22 protein-coding genes are annotated in these 18,605 nt (G+C 68.2%); 12 read left to right on the top strand and 10 right to left on the bottom strand.

Features of this window, described 5'->3' with window-relative positions:
• Positions 1–151: 151 nt before the first annotated feature.
• On the top strand, positions 152–2,152 hold the full coding sequence (locus tag RIN18_RS04200; RefSeq protein WP_309102692.1) for a DUF262 domain-containing protein: 2,001 nt from the start codon (positions 152–154) through the stop codon (positions 2,150–2,152).
• Positions 2,153–2,197: 45 nt separating this feature from the next.
• On the top strand, positions 2,198–2,479 hold the full coding sequence (locus tag RIN18_RS04195) for a hypothetical protein (RefSeq protein ID WP_309102691.1): 282 nt from the start codon (positions 2,198–2,200) through the stop codon (positions 2,477–2,479).
• Positions 2,480–2,555: 76 nt separating this feature from the next.
• Here the strand turns inward: RIN18_RS04195 and RIN18_RS04190 are convergent, their stop codons facing one another.
• The 3 genes from RIN18_RS04190 to glgA all read right to left on the bottom strand — a co-directional run bounded on the left by RIN18_RS04190 (position 2,556) and on the right by glgA (position 4,890).
• Positions 2,556–2,810 carry a type B 50S ribosomal protein L31 gene (locus RIN18_RS04190; protein WP_309102690.1) on the bottom strand — a complete coding sequence of 85 codons (255 nt, stop codon included), beginning with the start codon at positions 2,808–2,810 and terminating at the stop codon, positions 2,556–2,558.
• Between the two features lie 91 nt (positions 2,811–2,901).
• Entirely contained in the window at positions 2,902–3,687 is a 786-nt protein-coding gene (locus RIN18_RS04185) for an ABC transporter ATP-binding protein (RefSeq protein ID WP_309102689.1), read from the bottom strand.
• 18 nt (positions 3,688–3,705) lie between these two features.
• The gene (gene glgA, locus RIN18_RS04180; protein WP_309102688.1) at positions 3,706–4,890 is read right to left on the bottom strand and encodes a glycogen synthase; all 1,185 of its coding nucleotides are present in this window, start codon (positions 4,888–4,890) and stop codon (positions 3,706–3,708) included.
• 70 nt (positions 4,891–4,960) lie between these two features.
• On the opposite strand from glgA, the gene RIN18_RS04175 reads away from it, so the two are divergent.
• A complete protein-coding gene (locus RIN18_RS04175) occupies positions 4,961–6,202 on the top strand; it encodes a glucose-1-phosphate adenylyltransferase (RefSeq protein ID WP_309102687.1) in 1,242 nt (413 codons plus the stop codon).
• Positions 6,203–6,243: 41 nt separating this feature from the next.
• The gene (serB, locus tag RIN18_RS04170; RefSeq protein WP_309102686.1) at positions 6,244–6,879 is read left to right on the top strand and encodes a phosphoserine phosphatase SerB; all 636 of its coding nucleotides are present in this window, start codon (positions 6,244–6,246) and stop codon (positions 6,877–6,879) included.
• Between the two features lie 9 nt (positions 6,880–6,888).
• On the opposite strand, the gene fabG is transcribed toward serB, so the two are convergent.
• On the bottom strand, positions 6,889–7,599 hold the full coding sequence (fabG, locus tag RIN18_RS04165) for a 3-oxoacyl-ACP reductase FabG (protein WP_309102685.1): 711 nt from the start codon (positions 7,597–7,599) through the stop codon (positions 6,889–6,891).
• A gap of 140 nt (positions 7,600–7,739) precedes the next feature.
• On the opposite strand from fabG, the gene RIN18_RS04160 reads away from it, so the two are divergent.
• Genes RIN18_RS04160 through RIN18_RS04145 form a run of 4 tightly spaced genes read left to right on the top strand, consistent with a single transcriptional unit; the run spans position 7,740 to position 9,789 of the window.
• Positions 7,740–8,384 carry a DUF4190 domain-containing protein gene (locus RIN18_RS04160; RefSeq protein WP_309102684.1) on the top strand — a complete coding sequence of 215 codons (645 nt, stop codon included), beginning with the start codon at positions 7,740–7,742 and terminating at the stop codon, positions 8,382–8,384.
• A gap of 51 nt (positions 8,385–8,435) precedes the next feature.
• A complete protein-coding gene (locus RIN18_RS04155) occupies positions 8,436–8,783 on the top strand; it encodes a DUF3099 domain-containing protein (RefSeq protein ID WP_309102683.1) in 348 nt (115 codons plus the stop codon).
• Positions 8,780–8,974 carry a hypothetical protein gene (locus RIN18_RS04150; RefSeq protein ID WP_309102682.1) on the top strand — a complete coding sequence of 65 codons (195 nt, stop codon included), beginning with the start codon at positions 8,780–8,782 and terminating at the stop codon, positions 8,972–8,974. Before RIN18_RS04155 ends, RIN18_RS04150 begins: the two co-directional genes overlap by 4 nt.
• Positions 8,971–9,789: an SURF1 family protein gene (locus tag RIN18_RS04145; RefSeq protein WP_309102681.1), complete on the top strand. Its 819-nt coding sequence runs from the start codon at positions 8,971–8,973 to the stop codon at positions 9,787–9,789. Before RIN18_RS04150 ends, RIN18_RS04145 begins: the two co-directional genes overlap by 4 nt.
• A 20-nt stretch (positions 9,790–9,809) precedes the next feature.
• Here the strand turns inward: RIN18_RS04145 and RIN18_RS04140 are convergent, their stop codons facing one another.
• The 3 genes from RIN18_RS04140 to RIN18_RS04130 are packed head-to-tail and all read right to left on the bottom strand — an operon-like array spanning position 9,810 to position 12,562.
• Positions 9,810–10,259, bottom strand: a complete 450-nt coding sequence (locus RIN18_RS04140; protein ID WP_309102680.1) for a cupin domain-containing protein — start codon at positions 10,257–10,259, stop codon at positions 9,810–9,812.
• Positions 10,256–10,933 carry a pyridoxamine 5'-phosphate oxidase family protein gene (locus tag RIN18_RS04135; protein ID WP_309102679.1) on the bottom strand — a complete coding sequence of 226 codons (678 nt, stop codon included), beginning with the start codon at positions 10,931–10,933 and terminating at the stop codon, positions 10,256–10,258. The genes RIN18_RS04140 and RIN18_RS04135 overlap by 4 nt, the downstream gene beginning before the upstream one ends.
• A gap of 30 nt (positions 10,934–10,963) precedes the next feature.
• Positions 10,964–12,562: an ABC-F family ATP-binding cassette domain-containing protein gene (locus RIN18_RS04130; RefSeq protein ID WP_309102678.1), complete on the bottom strand. Its 1,599-nt coding sequence runs from the start codon at positions 12,560–12,562 to the stop codon at positions 10,964–10,966.
• Between the two features lie 164 nt (positions 12,563–12,726).
• Between RIN18_RS04130 and RIN18_RS04125 the strand changes: the two genes are divergently transcribed.
• The 4 genes from RIN18_RS04125 to RIN18_RS04110 all read left to right on the top strand — a co-directional run bounded on the left by RIN18_RS04125 (position 12,727) and on the right by RIN18_RS04110 (position 16,726).
• Positions 12,727–13,344, top strand: a complete 618-nt coding sequence (locus RIN18_RS04125; protein ID WP_309102677.1) for a VTT domain-containing protein — start codon at positions 12,727–12,729, stop codon at positions 13,342–13,344.
• 5 nt (positions 13,345–13,349) lie between these two features.
• Entirely contained in the window at positions 13,350–14,639 is a 1,290-nt protein-coding gene (locus tag RIN18_RS04120) for a sensor histidine kinase (protein ID WP_309102676.1), read from the top strand.
• A complete protein-coding gene (locus RIN18_RS04115) occupies positions 14,636–15,307 on the top strand; it encodes a response regulator transcription factor (protein WP_309102675.1) in 672 nt (223 codons plus the stop codon). Before RIN18_RS04120 ends, RIN18_RS04115 begins: the two co-directional genes overlap by 4 nt.
• A 99-nt stretch (positions 15,308–15,406) precedes the next feature.
• Entirely contained in the window at positions 15,407–16,726 is a 1,320-nt protein-coding gene (locus tag RIN18_RS04110) for an acyltransferase (RefSeq protein ID WP_309102674.1), read from the top strand.
• 4 nt (positions 16,727–16,730) lie between these two features.
• Here RIN18_RS04110 and RIN18_RS04105 read toward each other — a convergent pair whose 3' ends face one another.
• The 3 genes from RIN18_RS04105 to RIN18_RS04095 are packed head-to-tail and all read right to left on the bottom strand — an operon-like array spanning position 16,731 to position 18,569.
• Entirely contained in the window at positions 16,731–17,324 is a 594-nt protein-coding gene (locus tag RIN18_RS04105) for a CbiQ family ECF transporter T component (protein ID WP_309102673.1), read from the bottom strand.
• A complete protein-coding gene (locus tag RIN18_RS04100) occupies positions 17,321–18,013 on the bottom strand; it encodes an ABC transporter ATP-binding protein (RefSeq protein ID WP_309102672.1) in 693 nt (230 codons plus the stop codon). Before RIN18_RS04100 ends, RIN18_RS04105 begins: the two co-directional genes overlap by 4 nt.
• Complete coding sequence (locus RIN18_RS04095) at positions 18,003–18,569, bottom strand: biotin transporter BioY (RefSeq protein WP_309102671.1); 567 nt, start codon at positions 18,567–18,569, stop codon at positions 18,003–18,005. Before RIN18_RS04095 ends, RIN18_RS04100 begins: the two co-directional genes overlap by 11 nt.
• Positions 18,570–18,605 lie beyond the last annotated feature (36 nt).

The raw sequence follows: 18,605 nt of genomic DNA, 5'->3' as shown, positions 1-18,605 counted from the left end.
GGGCCAGCACGTTTTAACAGGCCCTGATAAGGCAAGCCTAACAGCGACACCTGTCTGCTCTCCCGAGGACGCCGCCGGTGAAGCGAATAGACTGATCCGGGCACCGGGCGCGTTCCGGGCGCCCTGCGCTACCGGAGGGTGAGTCACGAGAATGAGCACAGCCACGAACGTCGAGGCGACAGCAGTCAACACGATCGAGTGGCTCGCAACCGGATCCGCGACCATCGTCGTCCCGGTCTATCAGCGCCAGTACCGCTGGGACATCGGCGGGTGCGAGCGGTTGCTCTCGGACGTCCGTGCGGTCGCCGCGGAGGACGACGCCCACCGCCACTTCATCGGCTCGATCCTCTCGGCACGTGACACCGGCACGGCGGGCGATCTGATCCTCATCGACGGCCAGCAGCGCCTCACCACGCTCATGCTGCTCATCGCCGCCCTTCACCACGCCGTGAAGGACAGAGATCCGCAGCTGGCGGCGGATCTCCAGCGCGTGCTCGTCCAGCACGATCAGCCGTCACGCACCAAGCTGCGCCCGCACGACGCCTGGGCTGACCTGTACGAATCGGTCGTGCTGGATCGGCGCAGCGATGCCGAGCGCGAGTCGCGTTTCGACGACAACTACGCGTTCTTCCGCAGTCAGGTCCACGCCGACGAAGCCCCCGCGATCTGGCGGGGCCTGCAGAAGCTCGAGCACGTCTCGATCACGCTCGGTGCCGCGGCGAACGCTCAACAGATCTTCGAGAGCCTGAACTCGACCGGCGAGCCGCTGCGCGATCACGAGCTCATCCACAACTACATCCTGATGGGGCTCACCCACGCCGAACAGCTCGACGTCGAAGCCCGCTTCTGGCTGCCCATCGAGCAGCACACCGGCGAGATGATCGGTGCGTTCTGGCGCCACTACCTCGTCATGACGACGGGGCGCGAGGTCACAGCATCCGGCGAGCACGGTGTCTACAGCGCATTCCGGCAGTCCTTCCCCCGCGTCGACCTCGAGCACCTCCAGGCGGATGCCGCGACGTGGCGTCACTATGCCGAGATCTACGCGACGCTGCTCGATCCCTCCCTCGAGAGCGATGCGGAGATCGCTCGCCAACTGCGATACGTGAACACGTTCGGACGCGCCGCCTACCCGCTGGTGCTGAGCGCCTACAGCGATCATGTGCGCGGCCGGGTCGACCGTGACGAGCTCATCGAGACGCTGGAGCGGATCCAGGCGCTCTACCTGCGCCGCACCCTCGTGAATCTGCCCAATGAGCGCCTGATCGCGCGGCTCTGCCGAGCGCGGGCACAAGGCCGGGACTCACTCACCCGCGCTTTCGCGCGCATCACGCCGTCGGACGAGAGGGTGAGCGCCGTGCTGAAGTACAGCGAACTCCCCCACGCCGCCTACGTGCTGGGACGACTCGAAGGGGTCGAGGATCCGTCGGAGTTCGACGTCGAGCACATCGTGCCGTCGGCACCGGGCGATGCGTGGTCCGGTGACGGCGACCGCTCGTGGAAGGAGTTCTCCGAAGACGAGCAGAACAGTCACCGCGCCCTGACGCCGACCCTCGGCAACCTCACACTGCTCGAGCCCGCCCTCACCGAGCGCGTGTTCGGTGCCTCGTACCCCGTCAAGCGCACGGAGGCGTACTCGCGCAGCGCGGTTCCGGCGACGCGCGAACTCGAATCGACCACGCGGTGGGGCACAGCCGAGATCGCCCAGCGCACAGTCCGCCTCACCTCGGAACTCCTGCGCATCTGGGCACGGCCGAGCCTGCCGGAGATCGACGACGACGGACTGACCCCCATCCTGGATGCGATCCGCCGACGCGGATGGCCGGCCGGCTGGGAGCGGGAGTTCGACTATGTCGAGTATCGCGGCGAACGGTGGGAGGTCTACGACGTCAAGCACCTGTTCAACCGGGTGCTCCGCCGTGCGTGGACCGATGCACGGGAGTCAGCGCTGAGGTACAGCGCACAGCACGGCGGACCCATCTACGACGAGATGGCCTGGAAGGGTCACTGGGACGAGCTCGACGGCTCGCACTTCCTGTACATGGGCTGGGACTCCAACTACATGATGAGCACGGTGCAGGGGGTGCTGGAGGAATCGGGCATGGCCGCGGAGGTCTTCGTCAAGTACTCCTACATCGGCAACGTGATGTGATCACGGCGCCAGTCTTTCGGCTCGGGCTGCACCTAGGCTGGGTCCATGCGCGACGCGATGGCGTGGATCACCCTGGCGACGGTGCTCGTCATGGGACCCGCCCTGCTCATGTTCGGCATGGTGCACACGTTCTCTCGCAAACCCGTCGAGCAGAAGTACCAGGGCACCGGCGGCGGCCTGGGAGGCGCCTTCGACGCCATCTGGATCCCGTCCGCTCACGAGGCGGGGATGGAACGCGACCGGCAGACGCGCCGGACGGCACCCGCGCCCGCTCCCGGCGACCCGCCCGATCGGATCGAAGACGGGCGCATCGTCCTCGACATCTGAGCTCGGCCGCCGAGCCGGTCGGTACGACGACGAAGACCCCGCGCTCCGAGGAGCACGGGGTCTTCTTCTGGCGGAATTACTTGGAGCCGCCGAAGCCCTTGAAGCGCTGGTTGAACTTCTCGACGCGGCCGGCCGAGTCCATGATGCGCTGCTTGCCCGTGTAGAACGGGTGGGAGGCCGAGGAGATCTCGACGTCGATGACGGGGTACTCCACGCCGTCGAGCTCGACGGTCTTGTCGCTGGTGACGGTGGAGCGGGTGAGGAAGGTCTCGCCCGAACCGAGGTCGCGGAACACGACGGCCTTGTAGTCGGGGTGGATGTCAGTCTTCATGGGATTCCTTAGTTGCTGCCCTGGATTGTGCCAGGGACGAGGGAAGTCTGCGGTGCAGAAAGCACCAAGGATCGATTCTAACAGATCGCGCTCAGCCCGCAGCGCGGGCCGCGTAGCGCCCGTCTTCGCCGGTGAGGGCGATCGGCATCCCGAACGTGGCGGACAGCGAGTCGGCCGTCAGCGTCTCGGCGATCGGGCCTGCGGCGACGACCTGCCCGTCGCGAATGAGCATGACGTGGGTGAACCCGACCGGGACCTCCTCGACGTGGTGCGTGACCATCAGCATCGCCGGAGTGCTCGGCGACGACGCGTAACCGCTCAGCAGAGCGAGCAGTTCCTCACGGGAACCGAGATCGAGCGACGCGGTCGGCTCATCCAGCAGCAGCAGCTCGGGGTCGGTCATCACCGCGCGAGCGATCTGGACGCGCTTCTGCTCGCCGTCGCTGAGCGTTCCGAAAGTCCGCTCGGCGAGGTGTTCGAGACGCCAGTCCCGCAGCACCCGCATCGCGCGGCGCTCATCGATGTCCTCGTAGTCCTCGTTCCAGCGTCCGAGCACGGAGTAGGCGGCGGTGAGCACGGTGTCGAGCACCGTCTCATCCCGCGGCACGCGCTTGGCCATCGCCGATGAGGCGAATCCGATACGGGGGCGGAGCTCGAACACGTCGGTTCGCCCCAGCGTCTCCCCCAGGACCGTCACGTTGCCGGACGTCGGGTGCATGAGCGTGTCCGCGAGCTGCAGCAGGGTCGTCTTGCCCGCGCCGTTCGGTCCGAGGATCACCCATCGCTGATCGTCCGAGACCTGCCAGGTCACGTGATCGATGATGTTGCGACCCTCGCGGCGCACGACGACATCGGTGAATTCCAGAGCGATCGGCATGCCCTCAAGCCTATCGGCTCATGCCGTCAGCTCCGCGTAGAGCGCGCGCGTGGCATCGGCGATCGCCATCCAGCTGAACTCACTCCTGGCCCGCTCGCGACCGGCCTCACCGTAGCGGCGCGCCTGCTCTGGATCGGAGACGACCTCCGTGAGCACGGCAGCCAGGTCTGCCACGTAACGGTCGGGATCGATGGGCGTCCCCGTGCCGTCCTGCACCTGCTCGATGGGCACGAGACGACCGGTGACACCGTCGTCGACCACCTCAGGAATGCCGCCGGTGGCGGTTCCGACGACCGCGGCGCCGCACGCCATGGCTTCGAGGTTCACGATGCCGAGCGGCTCGTACACCGACGGGCACACGAAGGTCGTGGCAGCCGCGAGGATCGTCGAGAGCTCGTCTCGAGGCAGCATCTTCTCGATCCAGATGACGCCGTCGCGGCTCTGTTGAAGCAGACGCACGCCGTCCTGCACCTCGGCCATGATCTCCGGGGTGTCCGGGGCCCCCGCGCACAGCACCAGCTGCACGTCCGGCGGCAGCAGCCGCGCCGCCCGCAGAAGATACGGCAGGCCCTTCTGCCGCGTGATGCGACCGACGAACACGACCGAGGGCTTGGCCGGATCCATCCCGATGCTCTGCAGGAATGCGGGGTTCTCGACCGGCCGCCACCGGTCGGTGTCGATGCCGTTGTGAATGACGCGCACGCGCGCAGGCTCGACCAGGGGGTAGCTGCGCAGGATGTCGGCTCGCATACCGGCGCTCACGGCGATCACGGCCGCCGCGTTCTCGTAAGCCAGCTTCTCGATGCCGCTGGAGACCGCGTAGCCGCCGCCGAGTTGCTCGGCCTTCCATGGGCGCAGCGGCTCGAGACTGTGCGCGGTCAGCACGTGCGGGATGCCGTGCAGCTGAGAGGTCAGATGGCCGGCGAAGTTCGCGTACCACGTGTGACTGTGCACCACGTCCGCTTCGGTGATCGCCGAGACGATCTCGAGATCGGTGCCGAGGGTCTGCAGCGCGGCGTTCGCGTCGGCGAGCTCCGCCGGTGCCCGGTAGCTGAAGGTTCCGTCCTCGTCCCGGTCCGCCCCGAACGCACGCACGCGGACGTCGATGCTCGCACGAAGGGCGACGACGAGCTCGGCGACATGCACGCCGGCCCCGCCGTAGATCTCCGGCGGGTATTCCTTCGTGATCATCTCGACTCGCATGCATTAGACGCTAGTGACTCACTTGTCCAGACGCTAGTGAGCCGAACCGCGCGCCCCCTAGTGTGGAGCCATGTCCGCTCCAAAGAAGGTCTTCGGGATCATCCTCGCCGGGGGCGAGGGCAAGCGCCTCATGCCGCTCACCGCCGACCGTGCGAAACCGGCCGTTCCCTTCGGCGGACAGTACCGGCTCATCGACTTCGCGATCTCGAACCTGATCAACTCCGGGCTGCGTCAGGTCGTCGTGCTCACCCAATACAAGTCGCACAGTCTGGATCGGCACATCTCGCAGACCTGGCGGATGTCTGCGCTGCTTGATTCCTACGTCGCCTCGGTCCCGGCGCAGCAGCGCCTCGGAAAGCGCTGGTTCTCCGGTTCGGCCGACGCGATCCTGCAGAGCATGAATCTCATCAACGATGAGAAGCCCGACATCGTCGTGGTCATCGGCGCCGACCACGTCTACCGCATGGACTTCCGCCAGATGCTCGACGCCCACATCGAATCGGGCGCGAAGGCGACCGTCGCCGGCATCCGCCAGCCGCTCGCGATGGCGAACCAGTTCGGAGTCATCGATGCGGATGCCGAGAGCGGTCGCATCAAGCAGTTCCTCGAGAAGCCGACCGACATCGCAGGACTGCCCGACTCCCCGCACGAGATCCTGGCGTCGATGGGCAACTACATCTTCGATGCCGATGCCCTGATCGCCGCGGTGGAATCGGATGGCGAATCTCCGACGTCGGGACACGACATGGGCGGCGACATCGTGCCGTATTTCGTGGATCGCGGCGAGGCCGGCTACTACGACATGAAGCAGAACGACGTGCCGGGCTCGTCGCCGCGCGATCGCTCCTACTGGCGCGATGTGGGAACCATCGACTCGTTCTTCGACGCCCACATGGATCTCATCTCGACACTGCCGATCTTCAACCTGTACAACATGGACTGGCCGATCCATTCCCAGACCGTGAACTCGCCTCCCGCGAAGTTCGTGCGTGATTCCGTGGGCCGGATCGGGAATGCGATCGACTCCATCGTGTCGCTCGGATCCGTGCTCTCGGGCACGCACCTCGAGCGCAGTGTCGTCGGCCCATGGACGCTCGCAGGAGGCGGTTCCACGATCACCGACTCGGTGGTCTTCGATCACGTGCAGCTCGGTTCCGGCTCCCGAGTGCACCGCGCGATCCTCGACAAGAACGTCGTCCTCGCCGACGGTGCGACCGTCGGAGTCGACCGCGAACGCGACCTCGCCCGCGGCTTCACGGTGACCGAGTCGGGACTGACGGTGGTCGGCAAGGGCGTCTTCATCGAGCGCTGAGCCTGCGTCGCGAGCGCTGGAGTGACGCTACGCTCGATCGGGTGACCGCAGCGCGTTTCCTCGTCGTCCTCGATGCCGATTCCACCCTGATCCGCAACGAGGTGATCGAGCTTCTCGCCGATGAGGCGGGACGCGGGCCCGAGGTGCAGGCGGCCACGGAGGCTGCGATGCGCGGAGAGGTGGACTTCGCCGCGAGCCTGCGTTCTCGCGTCTCCGTGCTCCGAGGGGTGTCCGTCGACGCGTACGATCGCGTCCTCGCCAGGATCGAGCCGACACCCGGCGTGCACGAGCTGGTGACCGCGGTACACGATCGCGGAGGCGTGGTGGGCGTCGTCTCGGGCGGTTTCCACGAGATCCTTGACCACGTGGCACCGGCGCTGGGCATCGATCGCTGGCGCGCGAACCGACTTCAGGCCTCAGACGGCGCGCTCACCGGTCTCGTCGACGGAGACATCGTGGATGCCGCGGCGAAAGCAGCATCCCTCACGGAATGGGCGGCCGAGCTCGGCCTCGCGCCGCACGCGACGATCGCCATCGGCGACGGCGCCAACGACCTGCAGATGATGTCCGTCGCGGGGCTCGGTCTGGCCTTCAATGCCAAGCCCGCGGTGCGCGTGGCCGCGAACCTCGTCATCCATGCGCAGGATCTGGCGGAGGTCATCCCCCTGCTGCCATGAGGTCGTCCGTCAGTGGCCCATTCCGAGGCCGCCGTCGACCGGGATGACCGCACCGGAGATGTAGCCGGCGTCGTCTCCCGCCAGCCACGTGACGACGCCTGCGACCTCGTCGGGCGTCGCGAATCGCCCTGCCGGGATGTTGGCCTTGTACTGCTTCTGGGTCTCCTCGGGAAGCTCGGCCGTCATGTCGGTCTCGATGAATCCCGGGGCGACGACGTTGGCGGTGATGCCCCGACCCCCCAGTTCGCGCGTGAGCGAGCGGGCGAAGCCGACCAGGGCGCTCTTGGATGCCGAGTAGTTGACCTGGCCCGCAGAGCCGTAGAGGCCGACCACGCTGGAGATCAGGATCACGCGGCCGAAGCGAGCGCGGAGCATCCCCTTCGAGGCCCGCTTGACCACGCGGAAGGTCCCGCCGAGATTGGTGGCCACCACGCTGTCGAAGTCGTCTTCGCTCATCCGGAGCAGCAGAGTGTCCTTGGTGATGCCCGCGTTGGCCACGACGATCTCGACCGGGCCGAGTTGCTGCTCGACCTCGGTGAAGGCCGCATCGAGCGCCGCGGCATCGGTGACGTCGGCGCGCACGGTGAGCGCGCCCTCCGGGCCGTCGCCGCTGCGTGCGGTGACCGCGACGCGGTATCCCTCGCGCACGAATCGCTCGGCGATCGCGCGGCCGATGCCGCGGTTGCCTCCGGTGACGAGGACGACGCGCTGAGCACTCATGATTCCCACTCCTGATCCGGCCGCCGATTCCGCCGACGCGCCGGAATCGATCCTACCGAGCAAGCCCGCACCGCCGCCTGCCTCGCGTTTGACAGGAGCTCCTCGCACCTGGAACGCTGAGGCGGACGAAAGGCGCGAGTGTGAGCGACGACAGCATCCCCACCCCGGCGGAGAACCCATCTGCACCTCCCGCGCCGCCCGCGCCCCTGAGCGGAGCGGCAGCACCGCCGCCCACCGGTTCGTACGGCGCGCAGCCGACCCAGGCATATCCGGGTGCCGCTCCCTCGTACCCGCCGGCGTACCCCGGCACCACCGCGACCCCGTATCCGGGATCCGCAGCGTCGGTGTCGCCCTCGTATCCGGCGGCACCGCAGGCGTATCCGGGTGCAGCCGGTTCCTACCCCTCCGCCCCGCAGGTCTATGGTTCCCAGAACCCGCAGCCGAGCGGCTACCCGGCCTACGGCGCCGCTCCGGCGTACCCCGGCTATGCGCAGCCCCGGCCGACGAGCGGTCTGGCGATCACCGCTCTGGTGTGCGGTCTCGCCGGACTCATCCTCAGCTGGCTGATCTTCCCGGTCCTGGCGTCCGTCGCCGCCGTGATCACCGGGCACATGGCGCTCGGGCAGACCAAGAAGGACCCCGCACTCGGTGGTCGGGGCATGGCCCTCGCCGGACTCATCCTCGGCTACGCGGTCGTCGGCATCATCCTTCTGATGATCGTCCTCTCACTGGTCAGCATGGTGATCTTCGGCGCGTTCACCCTGCCGTTCCTCTTCAGCTCCTGACCGCCCCAAACCGGGGCCACCGGGCTCGCAGCGGCGTAGGCTGGAGTCATCGTGAAGGCACCACGCCACGCCCCAGCTGTCACCTCCCTGCCGCAGGCGCCGCAGGACGAGGTCGCTCACCGCGTCCGCCGCTATGCGCTGACGATGACCATCAGGATCGTCTGCTTCGCCCTCATGGTCCTCGTGCAGCCGTACGGCTGGTACACGTGGGTCTTCGCGATCGCCGCGGCCGTGCTGCCGTACGTGGCCGTGGTGTTCGCGAACGCGGGCAGCGACAACACGGAACCTGCGGCCGAATCGCCGGTGCAGCAGCTCGCGAGCCCCTCGCCGGAATTGGTCGCGCGTCCCTCCGAGCCGCAGATCATCACGATCCACGAATCACGCGAGAAACGACCGTGATCGCCACGGAATGCTCGCGCGCCGGATGCCGGTCGGCCGCGACGCACCAGGTGGTGTGGCGCAATCCCAGGATTCATGCGCCGGACCGCGAGAAGATCTGGCTCGCCTGCGACGAGCACGTGTCGTTCCTGCATGACTACCTCGCCGCCAGGGACTTCCCGGTGACGATCCGTGGCGGAGCTCCCGCGTGAGCGCACGGATGCTGCGCTGGGGCGTCTATGTCCTCATCGCCATCGGCTTCGCCGTCGCGTGCGCCTTCCTCGCGAATTGGCAGTTCGAACGCAACGAGTCCCGCGCCGAGCAGATCCACCTCGTCGAGGAGAACTACGATGCCTCGCCGGTTCCCCTCGCCGACCTCATGGCGGGCGATGAAGGACTCGACCCCGGCGACGAGTGGCATCCGGCGATCCTCCGCGGCGAGTACCTCGCCGATGACCAGGTGCTCGTGCGCAATCGCCCCCACGGCGGCACCAGCGCCTTCGAAGTGCTGGTTCCCTTCCGCGACGCCGACGGACGGGTTTTCATCGTCGACCGCGGCTGGGTTCCGCCCGGCGACGGGGATGCACCGGACGCCGTGCCGTCACCGCCGCCCGGAGAGGTCGAAGTCGTCGTACGGCTGCGGCCCGGCGAGCCGCTCCCCGCCTCCGGCCGAGGAGCACCGGCGGGTCAGGTGCCCACGATCCACCTCCCCACCGTCGAGAAGGCCGTGGGTGAAGCGGTGATCACCGCCGCATACGGCCAGCTGGTGAGCGAAGAGCCCTCGGCGGATGAGCCTCTCGGAACCTTCACCTCCCCCACCGACGACCCGGGCCCTCACCTCTCGTATGCGGTGCAGTGGATCCTGTTCGCGATCATGGGTTTCATCTTCATCGGGTACATCATCCGGACCGAGATCGTGAAACACCGCGAGGAGGTCGAGGGCGTCGTGACGCCGGCAAGACGCCCGCGTCGCCGGGACCACGATGCCGACACCGAGGACGAGCTGCTCGACGTAGGGTCGCGCTGACCGGGACGCCGCCGTCAGGCTCACTCCGAACGCGCGTCCTCGGCCCACGGCATCCGCTTCTCCGGGTTGCGTGAGCTGTCGTCCGGCAGGTGCGGCAGCCGTTCTCCTCCGGCTCGGACGCACAGCCAGCGCAGTTCCTCTCCGCTGTCCGGCAGCGCGCGCCAGGTGCGCCAGACACCCTGGCCGACCCTGATGACGGTGCCGGGGCCCACCTCGACGACATCATCGTCGAGTCCCATCTGCCCGCGCCCACCGAGGAAGACATACAGCTCCTCGACACGGGAGTGCGTGTGCCAGTAGCCTGCTTCCTCGCCCGGCCGGAGGGCGTTCGCCGACAGTCCGATGTACTGCATGGTCAGTTCGTGGTCGACGATGCGACGACCGTCACGCGATCGGCTCTCGTCGAACCCGCCGAAATGGGAGCGCCACTGGTCCAGGGAGCCGATCTCGACCACTTCGTACTCGCTCATGCGCTGCGCTCTCCGCTCTCTCGGACGTCTGTCGATCCGACGACACCCCGTGCCCACGTGCCGTCACTGCGCGATTCGTAGACGAGGCGCGTATGACGGCGATCCGGCGACCCCTGCCAGAACTCGACCCGGTTCGGCACGACGCGCCACAGCACCCATTGTCCGGGCGCGATGCCTTCGCGGGCGGCGGGCGAGCGTGCGGCGAGATCGGCGGCGCTCTCGTCGGGAGACGCCTCATGGACCGCTCCGCTGAGGCGCACCGCTCGCACCTGCGGCTGCCACCAGAAGTTCAGGGCGGCCATAGGGTGAGCGGCGAGTTGTGCGGCCTTGCGCGACGAACGAGGACCGGCGACCGCCCATCCGCGTTCGTCGACGCCCTTCACAATGAGGGTGCGGGCATCCGGGATGCCGTCGAGTCCGATCGTTGCCAGGGTCGCAGCATGCGGCTCGGGCACACCGGCTTCCACCGCGGCACCGATCCAGTCGAGGAACAGCTCGACCGGGCGCGCGGGAAGGTCGTCGAGGTTCAGCGGCGGTGCCGTACCGGCGAGTGCCGGCTGCGCGCGCAGCCAGGCGGAGACATCAAGGGACTCACGGAGCAACTCTTCTGGCACCTTTCGACTATGCCACCGTTGCGGTGTCACCGGGCGCTTCGACGTGCGTTCGTCTGCCATCGTGCGAACCGTGGGGCCGGCGCCTCCAGGTCACGCCAGTTCGATGAGGTCCTGGTACTCCTGGTTCCAGATGTCCTCGACGCCGTCGGGGAGGATGAGCACCCGCTCCGGATTCAGCGACTGCACCGCTCCCGGGTCGTGCGAGACGAGGACGACGGCGCCCTCGTAGTGCGCGAGCGCGCCGAGGATCTCTTCGCGCGACGCCGGGTCGAGGTTGTTCGTCGGCTCGTCGAGCAGAAGCAGGTTCGCAGACGACACCACCAGGGTCGCCAGCGACAGCCGTGTCTTCTCGCCACCGGAGAGCACCCCGGCGGGCTTCAGCACGTCGTCGCCGGTGAACAGGAAGGACCCGAGCACCTTCCGTGCCTCGGTCTCGGTGATGTGCGGAGCGGCCGAGACCATGTTCTCCAGCACCGACCGCGACACGTCGAGGTTCTCGTGCTCCTGTGCGTAGTATCCGACCTTCAGTCCGTGCCCGGGTTCGAGCTGACCGGTGTCCGGCTTGTCGACGCCGGCGAGCATCCGCAGCAGCGTCGTCTTGCCCGCGCCGTTGAGCCCGAGCACGACGACCTTCGACCCGCGGTCGATCGCGAGATCGACGTCGGTGAAGATCTCCAGCGACCCGTACGATTTCGACAGCCCGGACGCCATGAGAGGCGTCTTGCCGCAGGGTGCGGGCTTCGGGAACCGGAGTTTGGCGACGCGGTCGACCTGACGCACCTCGTCGAGTCCGGCGAGCAGCTTCTCGGCGCGTGCGACCATCTGGTGCGCGGCCGCCGCCTTCGATGCCTTCGCCCCGAAGCGGGCGGCCTGCTGCTGCAGCGTCGTCGCCTTCTTCTCGGCGTTCGCGCGCTCCTTCTTGCGGCGCTCCTCGTCGGCCACCCGCTGGCGCAGGTAGTTCTTCCAGTTCATGTTGTAGATGTCGATCATCTGACGGTTCGCGTCGAGGTAGAACACCCGGTTGACGGTCTCGCCGACCAGTTCGACATCGTGACTGATCACGATGAGACCGCCCTTGTACCCCTTGAGGAACTCGCGCAGCCACACCACGCTGTCGGCGTCGAGGTGGTTGGTGGGCTCATCGAGGATCATGGTCTGCGCATCGGAGAACAGGATGCGCGCCAGTTCGATGCGGCGGCGCTGCCCGCCCGAAAGCGTCGACAGCGGCTGGTCGAGGATGCGGTCGGGCAGCGACAGGTTGTGAGCGATGGAGGCCGCCTGGGCCTCAGCGGCGTACCCGCCCTGCGCCTCGAACTTCTCGGTCAGCGCCGCATACCGCTTCATGGCCTTGGCGGCGACGACGGGGTCTTCCGACGCCATCGCCATCGACGCTTCCGTCATTCCCAGATTCAGCTGCCCGAGTCCGCGTGCATCCAGGATGCGGGTGCGAGCGAGGTCCTCGGGGTTGCCGGTGCGAGGATCCTGCGGCAGGTAGCCGAGTTCGCCGGAACGGTCGACCCGGCCGCCCGAGGGCAGCACGTCGCCCGCCAGCACCTTGGTGAGGGTCGTCTTCCCCGCACCGTTTCGACCGACGAGGCCGATCTTGTCGCCGTCCGCGACGCGGAACGACACGTTCTCCATGAGGAGGCGAGCGCCAACGCGAATCTCGAGGTCGTGCACGGCAAGCACAGCAGGTCGTCCGTTCGTCAGGGGGGGAAGCGGCCGATCGGCCAGCCTCTCAGTATAGTTCGCTCCGCCTGAGCGTTCCGGCACGCGGATATACCTCTGTGGTCTGACGCGGTCGATACCCCAGGGCGATGCCCCACCGGCCGCTCACTTCCTAGCCTGCTGAAGTGGACATCATCAACGAGCTCATCATGCAGACCGTCACCTCGCCCTGGCTGTACGTGATCATGCTCGCGGTGGCCGTGATCGACGGCTTCTTCCCACCCATCCCCAGCGAGACGGTCCTCGTCGCAGCAGCAGCCGTCGGCGCGTCGACGGGCGAGGTCAACATCGTCCTGCTGTGCGCCATCGCGGCAGTCGGAGCTGCCATCGGCGACAACATCGCCTTCGCGATCGGCCGCAGGCTCGGCACCGGACGATTCGCGTGGATGCGGCGCCCGCGCGTCGCCGCGGCGTTCGACCATGCACAGCGAGCGCTCGATCGCAGCAGCGCCGCCCTCATCCTCGGCGCCCGATACATCCCTGTCGGCCGCGTGGCCGTGAACATGTCCGCGGGAGCCCTCGGCTTCCCCTGGCGCAGGTTCCTGCCGTTGAGCATCGTCGCCGGTACGAGCTGGAGCATCTTCAGCGTCGCGATCGGCCTGCTCGCCGGCTCCTGGGTGAAGGATCAGCCGCTGCTCAGCGCCGCCCTCGGCATCGCGCTCGCGCTCCTGATCGGATTGATCATCGATCGCGTGGCAGCGGCACGGCGCCGGCGCGCGGCCAGTCTGCAACTGGCAGGATGAAGACCATGGCGCATCGCCGGCAGCGCACGAGGCGCTCACCGCGGATCAGCCGCCGCACCGCCGTCGTGGCGCTGTGCGTGGCGGTCGTCGCGCTGTACTCGGTGCTCGTGCCCATCCATGCGACGCTCTACGGCACGCCGCTGGCCCTCGCGTTCCTCATCGGCGCCGGCCTGTGCGCCGCACCGCTGCTCGCCCTCTCTCATCCCCGCTCGTCGATCGCCATGTTCTGCGCAGCGGCTTTCGCGCTCTCGCTCCTCGTCGATCGCGACCTCGCCGTCTCCTCTCCCTGGCCCTGGTCGGTGCCGGCACTGCTCACCTTCGTCCTGTTCGTCGGAGTCGTCACCTTCGTGAGCGGCGTCCGACTCGGAGCATTCCCGCTGGTCATCGGCCTCGCCGCCTCTCTCTCCGCTCCGCTGCTTCGCCTGGACATCGTGTCGGCGCCCGGGGCCGCCGGCAGCGCGACGGCCGATCTGATCGTGACGGCGTCGGTGACAGCGGCCGCGCTCGTCATCGCCGCCCTGATCGCCGCTCGCATGCGCGTCGCCGAGGAGCTGACCCGCGAGCGAGAACACAGCGCCATCGAGGAGTCACGGCGCGCCCTCGTCGAGGAACGAACCCGCATCGCACGCGAGTTGCACGACGTCATCGCGCACAGTATGTCGGTCATCCAGGTCCAGGCCTCGACCGCCCGATACCGCCTTGCCGGCATCGATGACGTCGCCGCGGCGGAATTCGACGACATAGCGACGACGGCTCGTGCGTCGCTCACCGAGATGCGGCGGATGCTGGGCGTCCTTCGCACCGAGGACCAGAGCGCTGAGCTCGCCCCGCAGCAGGGCATCTCCGACATCCCGGCGCTCGTCGGCACCATCCGCCGCGCCGGCGTCGATGTCGGCCTCGCCGTCGAGGGCGGCGATGCGGCATCCTCAGCGCCACCGGCGGTGCAGATCGCCGCCTTCCGGATCGTGCAGGAGGCGCTGAGCAATGCCGTTCGCCATGCGCCCGGCTCTGCGGTCACGGTCCGGGTGAGCGCCGACGCCACACGGATACGGATCACCGTGTGGAACGCACCGCCCGCGAGCACGCCACCCGACCGTGGCGCAGGTCACGGCCTGCGCGGCATGCGCGAACGCGCCGAGCTGCTCGGGGGCACGTTCTCCGCGGCCGCCGCCCCGGACGGCGGCTGGACGGTCGAGGCCGAACTGCCCAGCGCCTCCGACGGATTCTCGACATCTGCGACCGCGAGCCGGACCGACTCCCGCTCCGACCTCGTCCACCAGGAGGATGATTCGTGACGATCAGTGTGCTCATCGCCGACGACCAGGCCATGGTGCGTGCCGGATTCGCCGCTCTGCTCGACGCCCATGACGGCATCCACGTCGTGGGGCAGGCGGCGACCGGAGCCGAGGCCGTAACGCTGGCTGCGCGCCTGGATCCGAACGTCATCCTGATGGACGTGCGGATGCCCGAGCTGGATGGCATCGAGGCCACGCGCCGCATCCTGGGGCCCTCGTACCCGGCGGCCCATGTGCCGCGGATCCTCATGCTGACCACGTTCGACATCGACGACTACGTGTACGACGCTCTCGAGGCGGGCGCCAGCGGCTTTCTGCTGAAAGACGCGCTCCCCGAGGAGCTCGTGCACGCGGTCAGGGTCGTCGCCGACGGAGACGCGCTGCTCGCTCCCAGCGTCACACGAAGGATGATCGAGCAGTTCGCAGGTCGGCGGCCTCGCACTCCGCGCGCAGCGACGGCACTGTCCGGTCTCACCGAACGCGAACGCGAAGTTCTCGTCCTCATCGGCTTGGGCCGGTCGAACAGCGAGATCGCCGCCGAGCTGTTCATCGCCGAGCAGACCGTGAAGACGCACGTGGGCAAGGTGCTGGCGAAGCTGAGCCTGCGAGACCGGGTGCACGCTGTGATCCTCGCCTACGACGCCGGTCTCGTCGAGCCCGCCTCCTGACTCACCCCCCGGTAGGGGGTCAAGACAGCACCGGCGGGTGATGCCCGGCCGGTCACCGTCTCCATAGTCTCCTGGGACACCGCTTCCCTAGGAGGACTCATGACCATCGTCCAGGCGCCGCCGTCCGCCGCCGCTCCGGCCCGCCCCGCACGGGCGCTTCGCGACACCGGCATCGACTTCATCCGAGCGCTCTGCGTGGTCGGTGTCGTGCTTCTGCATGCCATCATGGTCGGCGTCACCGTCGTCGACGGCACACCGGTGTTCGAGAACGCCAGCGACGGCACGTGGTGGATCGCGCCGGTCAGCTGGCTGCTCCAGGTGATGCCGTTGTTCTTCATCATCGGCGGATTCTCGGGGCTCATCGCCTATCGAAGGGCACGCGGGCGAGGCGAGGATGCCACCGGATTCGTTGCCGGCCGAATGCACCGCCTGCTGCGCCCGGCGCTGTTCACCATCGGCATGGTCGGCGCGTCGCTGGCTGTGCTCGCCATGATCGGCGTTCCCGCCGACCTCATCGCGATCGCCGGTTTCCGCTACGGACAACCACTGTGGTTCCTCGGAGTGTTCCTGCTCTGCCAGGCGCTGCTCCCCCTTCTCGCCGCCGCTCACGGCCGCGCACCGCTGCTCACCATCGGTGCATTCGCGGCCGCCTCCGTCGGCGTCGACGTGCTGCGCGCTGTCAGCGGCATCGACGGGCTCGGATTCCTGAACCTCGGCTTCGTCTGGATCACCCTCCAGCAGCTCGGATTCTTCTTCGCCGACGGTCGTATCGACGCGCTGAGTCGGCGAACTCGTATCACGGCTGCGGCCGGCGCGTTCGCTCTCCTGCTGTGCACCTTCGCCATGGGTGTCTACTCCCCCGACCTCGTCGCGAACATCAACCCGCCGACGGCGGCCATGCTGCTGGTCGGTGTCATCCATATCGCGCTGGTCTCGCTCCACCGCGACCGGATCGAGCGATTCAGCGGGCGGCCCTACGCCGCGGCCTTCACCGCGTTCGTGACGCGGCGCACGATGACCATCTACCTCTGGCATATGCCGGTATTGCTCGCCATGGCGGGGCTCTCCGCGGTCGTCGCGATCACCACGGGCCTCGCGCTTCCCGAGCTCGGCAGCGTCGAATGGTGGCTGGGACGACCGCTCTGGCTCGTGCTCGCGCTCGGTGTGAGTGCCCTCGTCGCAGTCGCATTCACCCGGTTCGAGACGACGCCAGCGCCGCGGGCCGCCGGATCGGCTCGGCGCATGACACTCGCGGCCTTCGTCGGGCTGAGCGCGGTGCTGATGCTGCTGGTGTTCGGCACATCGGTCGCGACGGCGGCCATCGCCGTCGCGCTCATCCTCGGGTCGCTGCGGCTCGCCAGACGCTCCGACGCTCCGGGGCGCCCGGCGGTGCCGCCGCTCCCGGTCCTCGCCGGATAGTCGCTCATGTCAGTCCTCGCGCTGCGAGCGCATCTCCGACCTCGTCGGCATGCCGGAGCGCGAGGACGAGAAGCGGCACCACCGCTCGCACACCGAGCCTCACGCCCCTGGCGCGCTGCGCCTCTCGCAGCCGATCCGCGAACGAGGCGACGACGGGGGTCATCGCGATGGTCAGCGATATCGCCATGGCCACCGCATCGACGTCGACGCCACGGCGCCGAAGGGGTCGAAGCAGGCGGTGCAGCACGGCGAGGATGTCGGCCATCCGCGTCGTGAGCGTCAGCAGAGCGGCCAGCAGGAGGAGCGCGACGACCCGGCCGGTGCTGACGACGGCCAAGAGGGGTGAGACGAAGACGGCAAGGCCCGCCCCGAGCACGACCACGAGCCAGCGCAGCCGCCAGATCTCCCTCCAGAGCACGGCGACCGGCATCGCCGCGACGAGGTACAGCACAGCGATGCCGGCGAGGGTGAGGCCGATGCTCCAGCCGTCGTGCGGGTAGATCGACAGCACGACGGCGACGACCGAGAGCGCGACCAGCTTCGGGCCCGCGCCGAGGCGGTGGAGGATGCTGGATCCCGGTCGATACAGCAGGATCATCCGCACGCTCGCCGGTAGGAATCGACGATCTCGCAGGGCTCGCCCACGTCGATCAGACGGCCGTCCTCGAACAGGAGCACCGTGTCGCAGCGTTCGGCCAGGCGGAGGTCGTGAGTGACCAGCACGAGTTGCGCGCTCTGCGACAGCAGAAGATCGCCGATCCGCCGCGCGTTTCGCAGGTCGAGGAGCGTCGTCGGTTCATCGGCGACGATCAGCTGCGGGCGGGTGATGAGGACGGACGCGAGCGCGAGCAACTGCTTCTGCCCTCCGGAGAGTGACGACGCCGGCACATCGGCGTGGCCGGCGAGCTCGAAGCGCTCGAGGGTCCGCTCGACGAGCCGCTCGATCTCGACGCGGTCCTTTCCACGCACGGAGAGAGCGAGATCCTCTGCGGGTGTCGGCATGAGGATCTGGGCGTCCGGATTGGTGAACACGAACCCCACCCTCCGCCGAAGCTCCGCGCGATCCGTGGTCGAGTCGAGCCCGTGCACGACGACGGAGCCGGCGGCCGGACGCACGAGCCCGTTGAGGAGCCTGGCGAAAGTGGACTTGCCGGAGCCGTTCGCGCCGATCACCGCGATGTGTCGGGCGGAGAGATCGACGCTCACGTCGCTCAGCACCGGACGCCCGTCGACCTGCACCGAGACACCGTCGAGGGAGATCGTCGGGAGCGTCGTATCAGGCGACACGAGGCCGCACATGGACACCGAATGCCGGAGGGTACGCCCGGCGAAGGGCGAGGGTGAGCATGGTCGCGATCCCTGCCTTGAGGAGGTCGCCCGGCAGGAAGATCAGGCTGGAGATCGCGGCGGGCATGAGATCGAGTCCCAGTACCAGCGCCTGAACGGGAATCCCGAACAGATAGACGGTCAGGATGCCGCCGATCGTCGCACCGAGCGCCATGCGCCACCACGTGATCCGGCCGCCCCGGACGATCAGGCCGATCACCACCGCACCGGCCACCCAACCGAGCAGATACCCGGCTGAGGGGCCGAAGAAGACACCGAGCCCACCGCGTCCGCCGGCGAGAATCGGAAGCCCCACCGCGGCGAGAACCAGCACGATCAGCACAGCGAGCGGTGCCCGTCGCGGTCCGAGCACCGCACCCGCGAGCATGACCCCGAGCGTCTGCGCCGTGATGGGCACTCCTCCGGGGACGGGGATCGTGACCATGCCGAGCACAACGATGAGAGCCGCGAAGATGGCGATACGGGCGAGATCGCGACCGGTGTCTTTCTCCGTCATGTGCGCATCCTTCCCAGAGAGAATCGAGTACCTGAA

The sequence above is a fragment of the Microbacterium sp. genome, from assembly GCF_031179285.1.
Taxonomy (GTDB): domain Bacteria; phylum Actinomycetota; class Actinomycetes; order Actinomycetales; family Microbacteriaceae; genus Microbacterium.
Note: the sequence above shows the minus strand (reverse complement) of the source record. Positions and strands in the feature narration are given on the sequence as shown.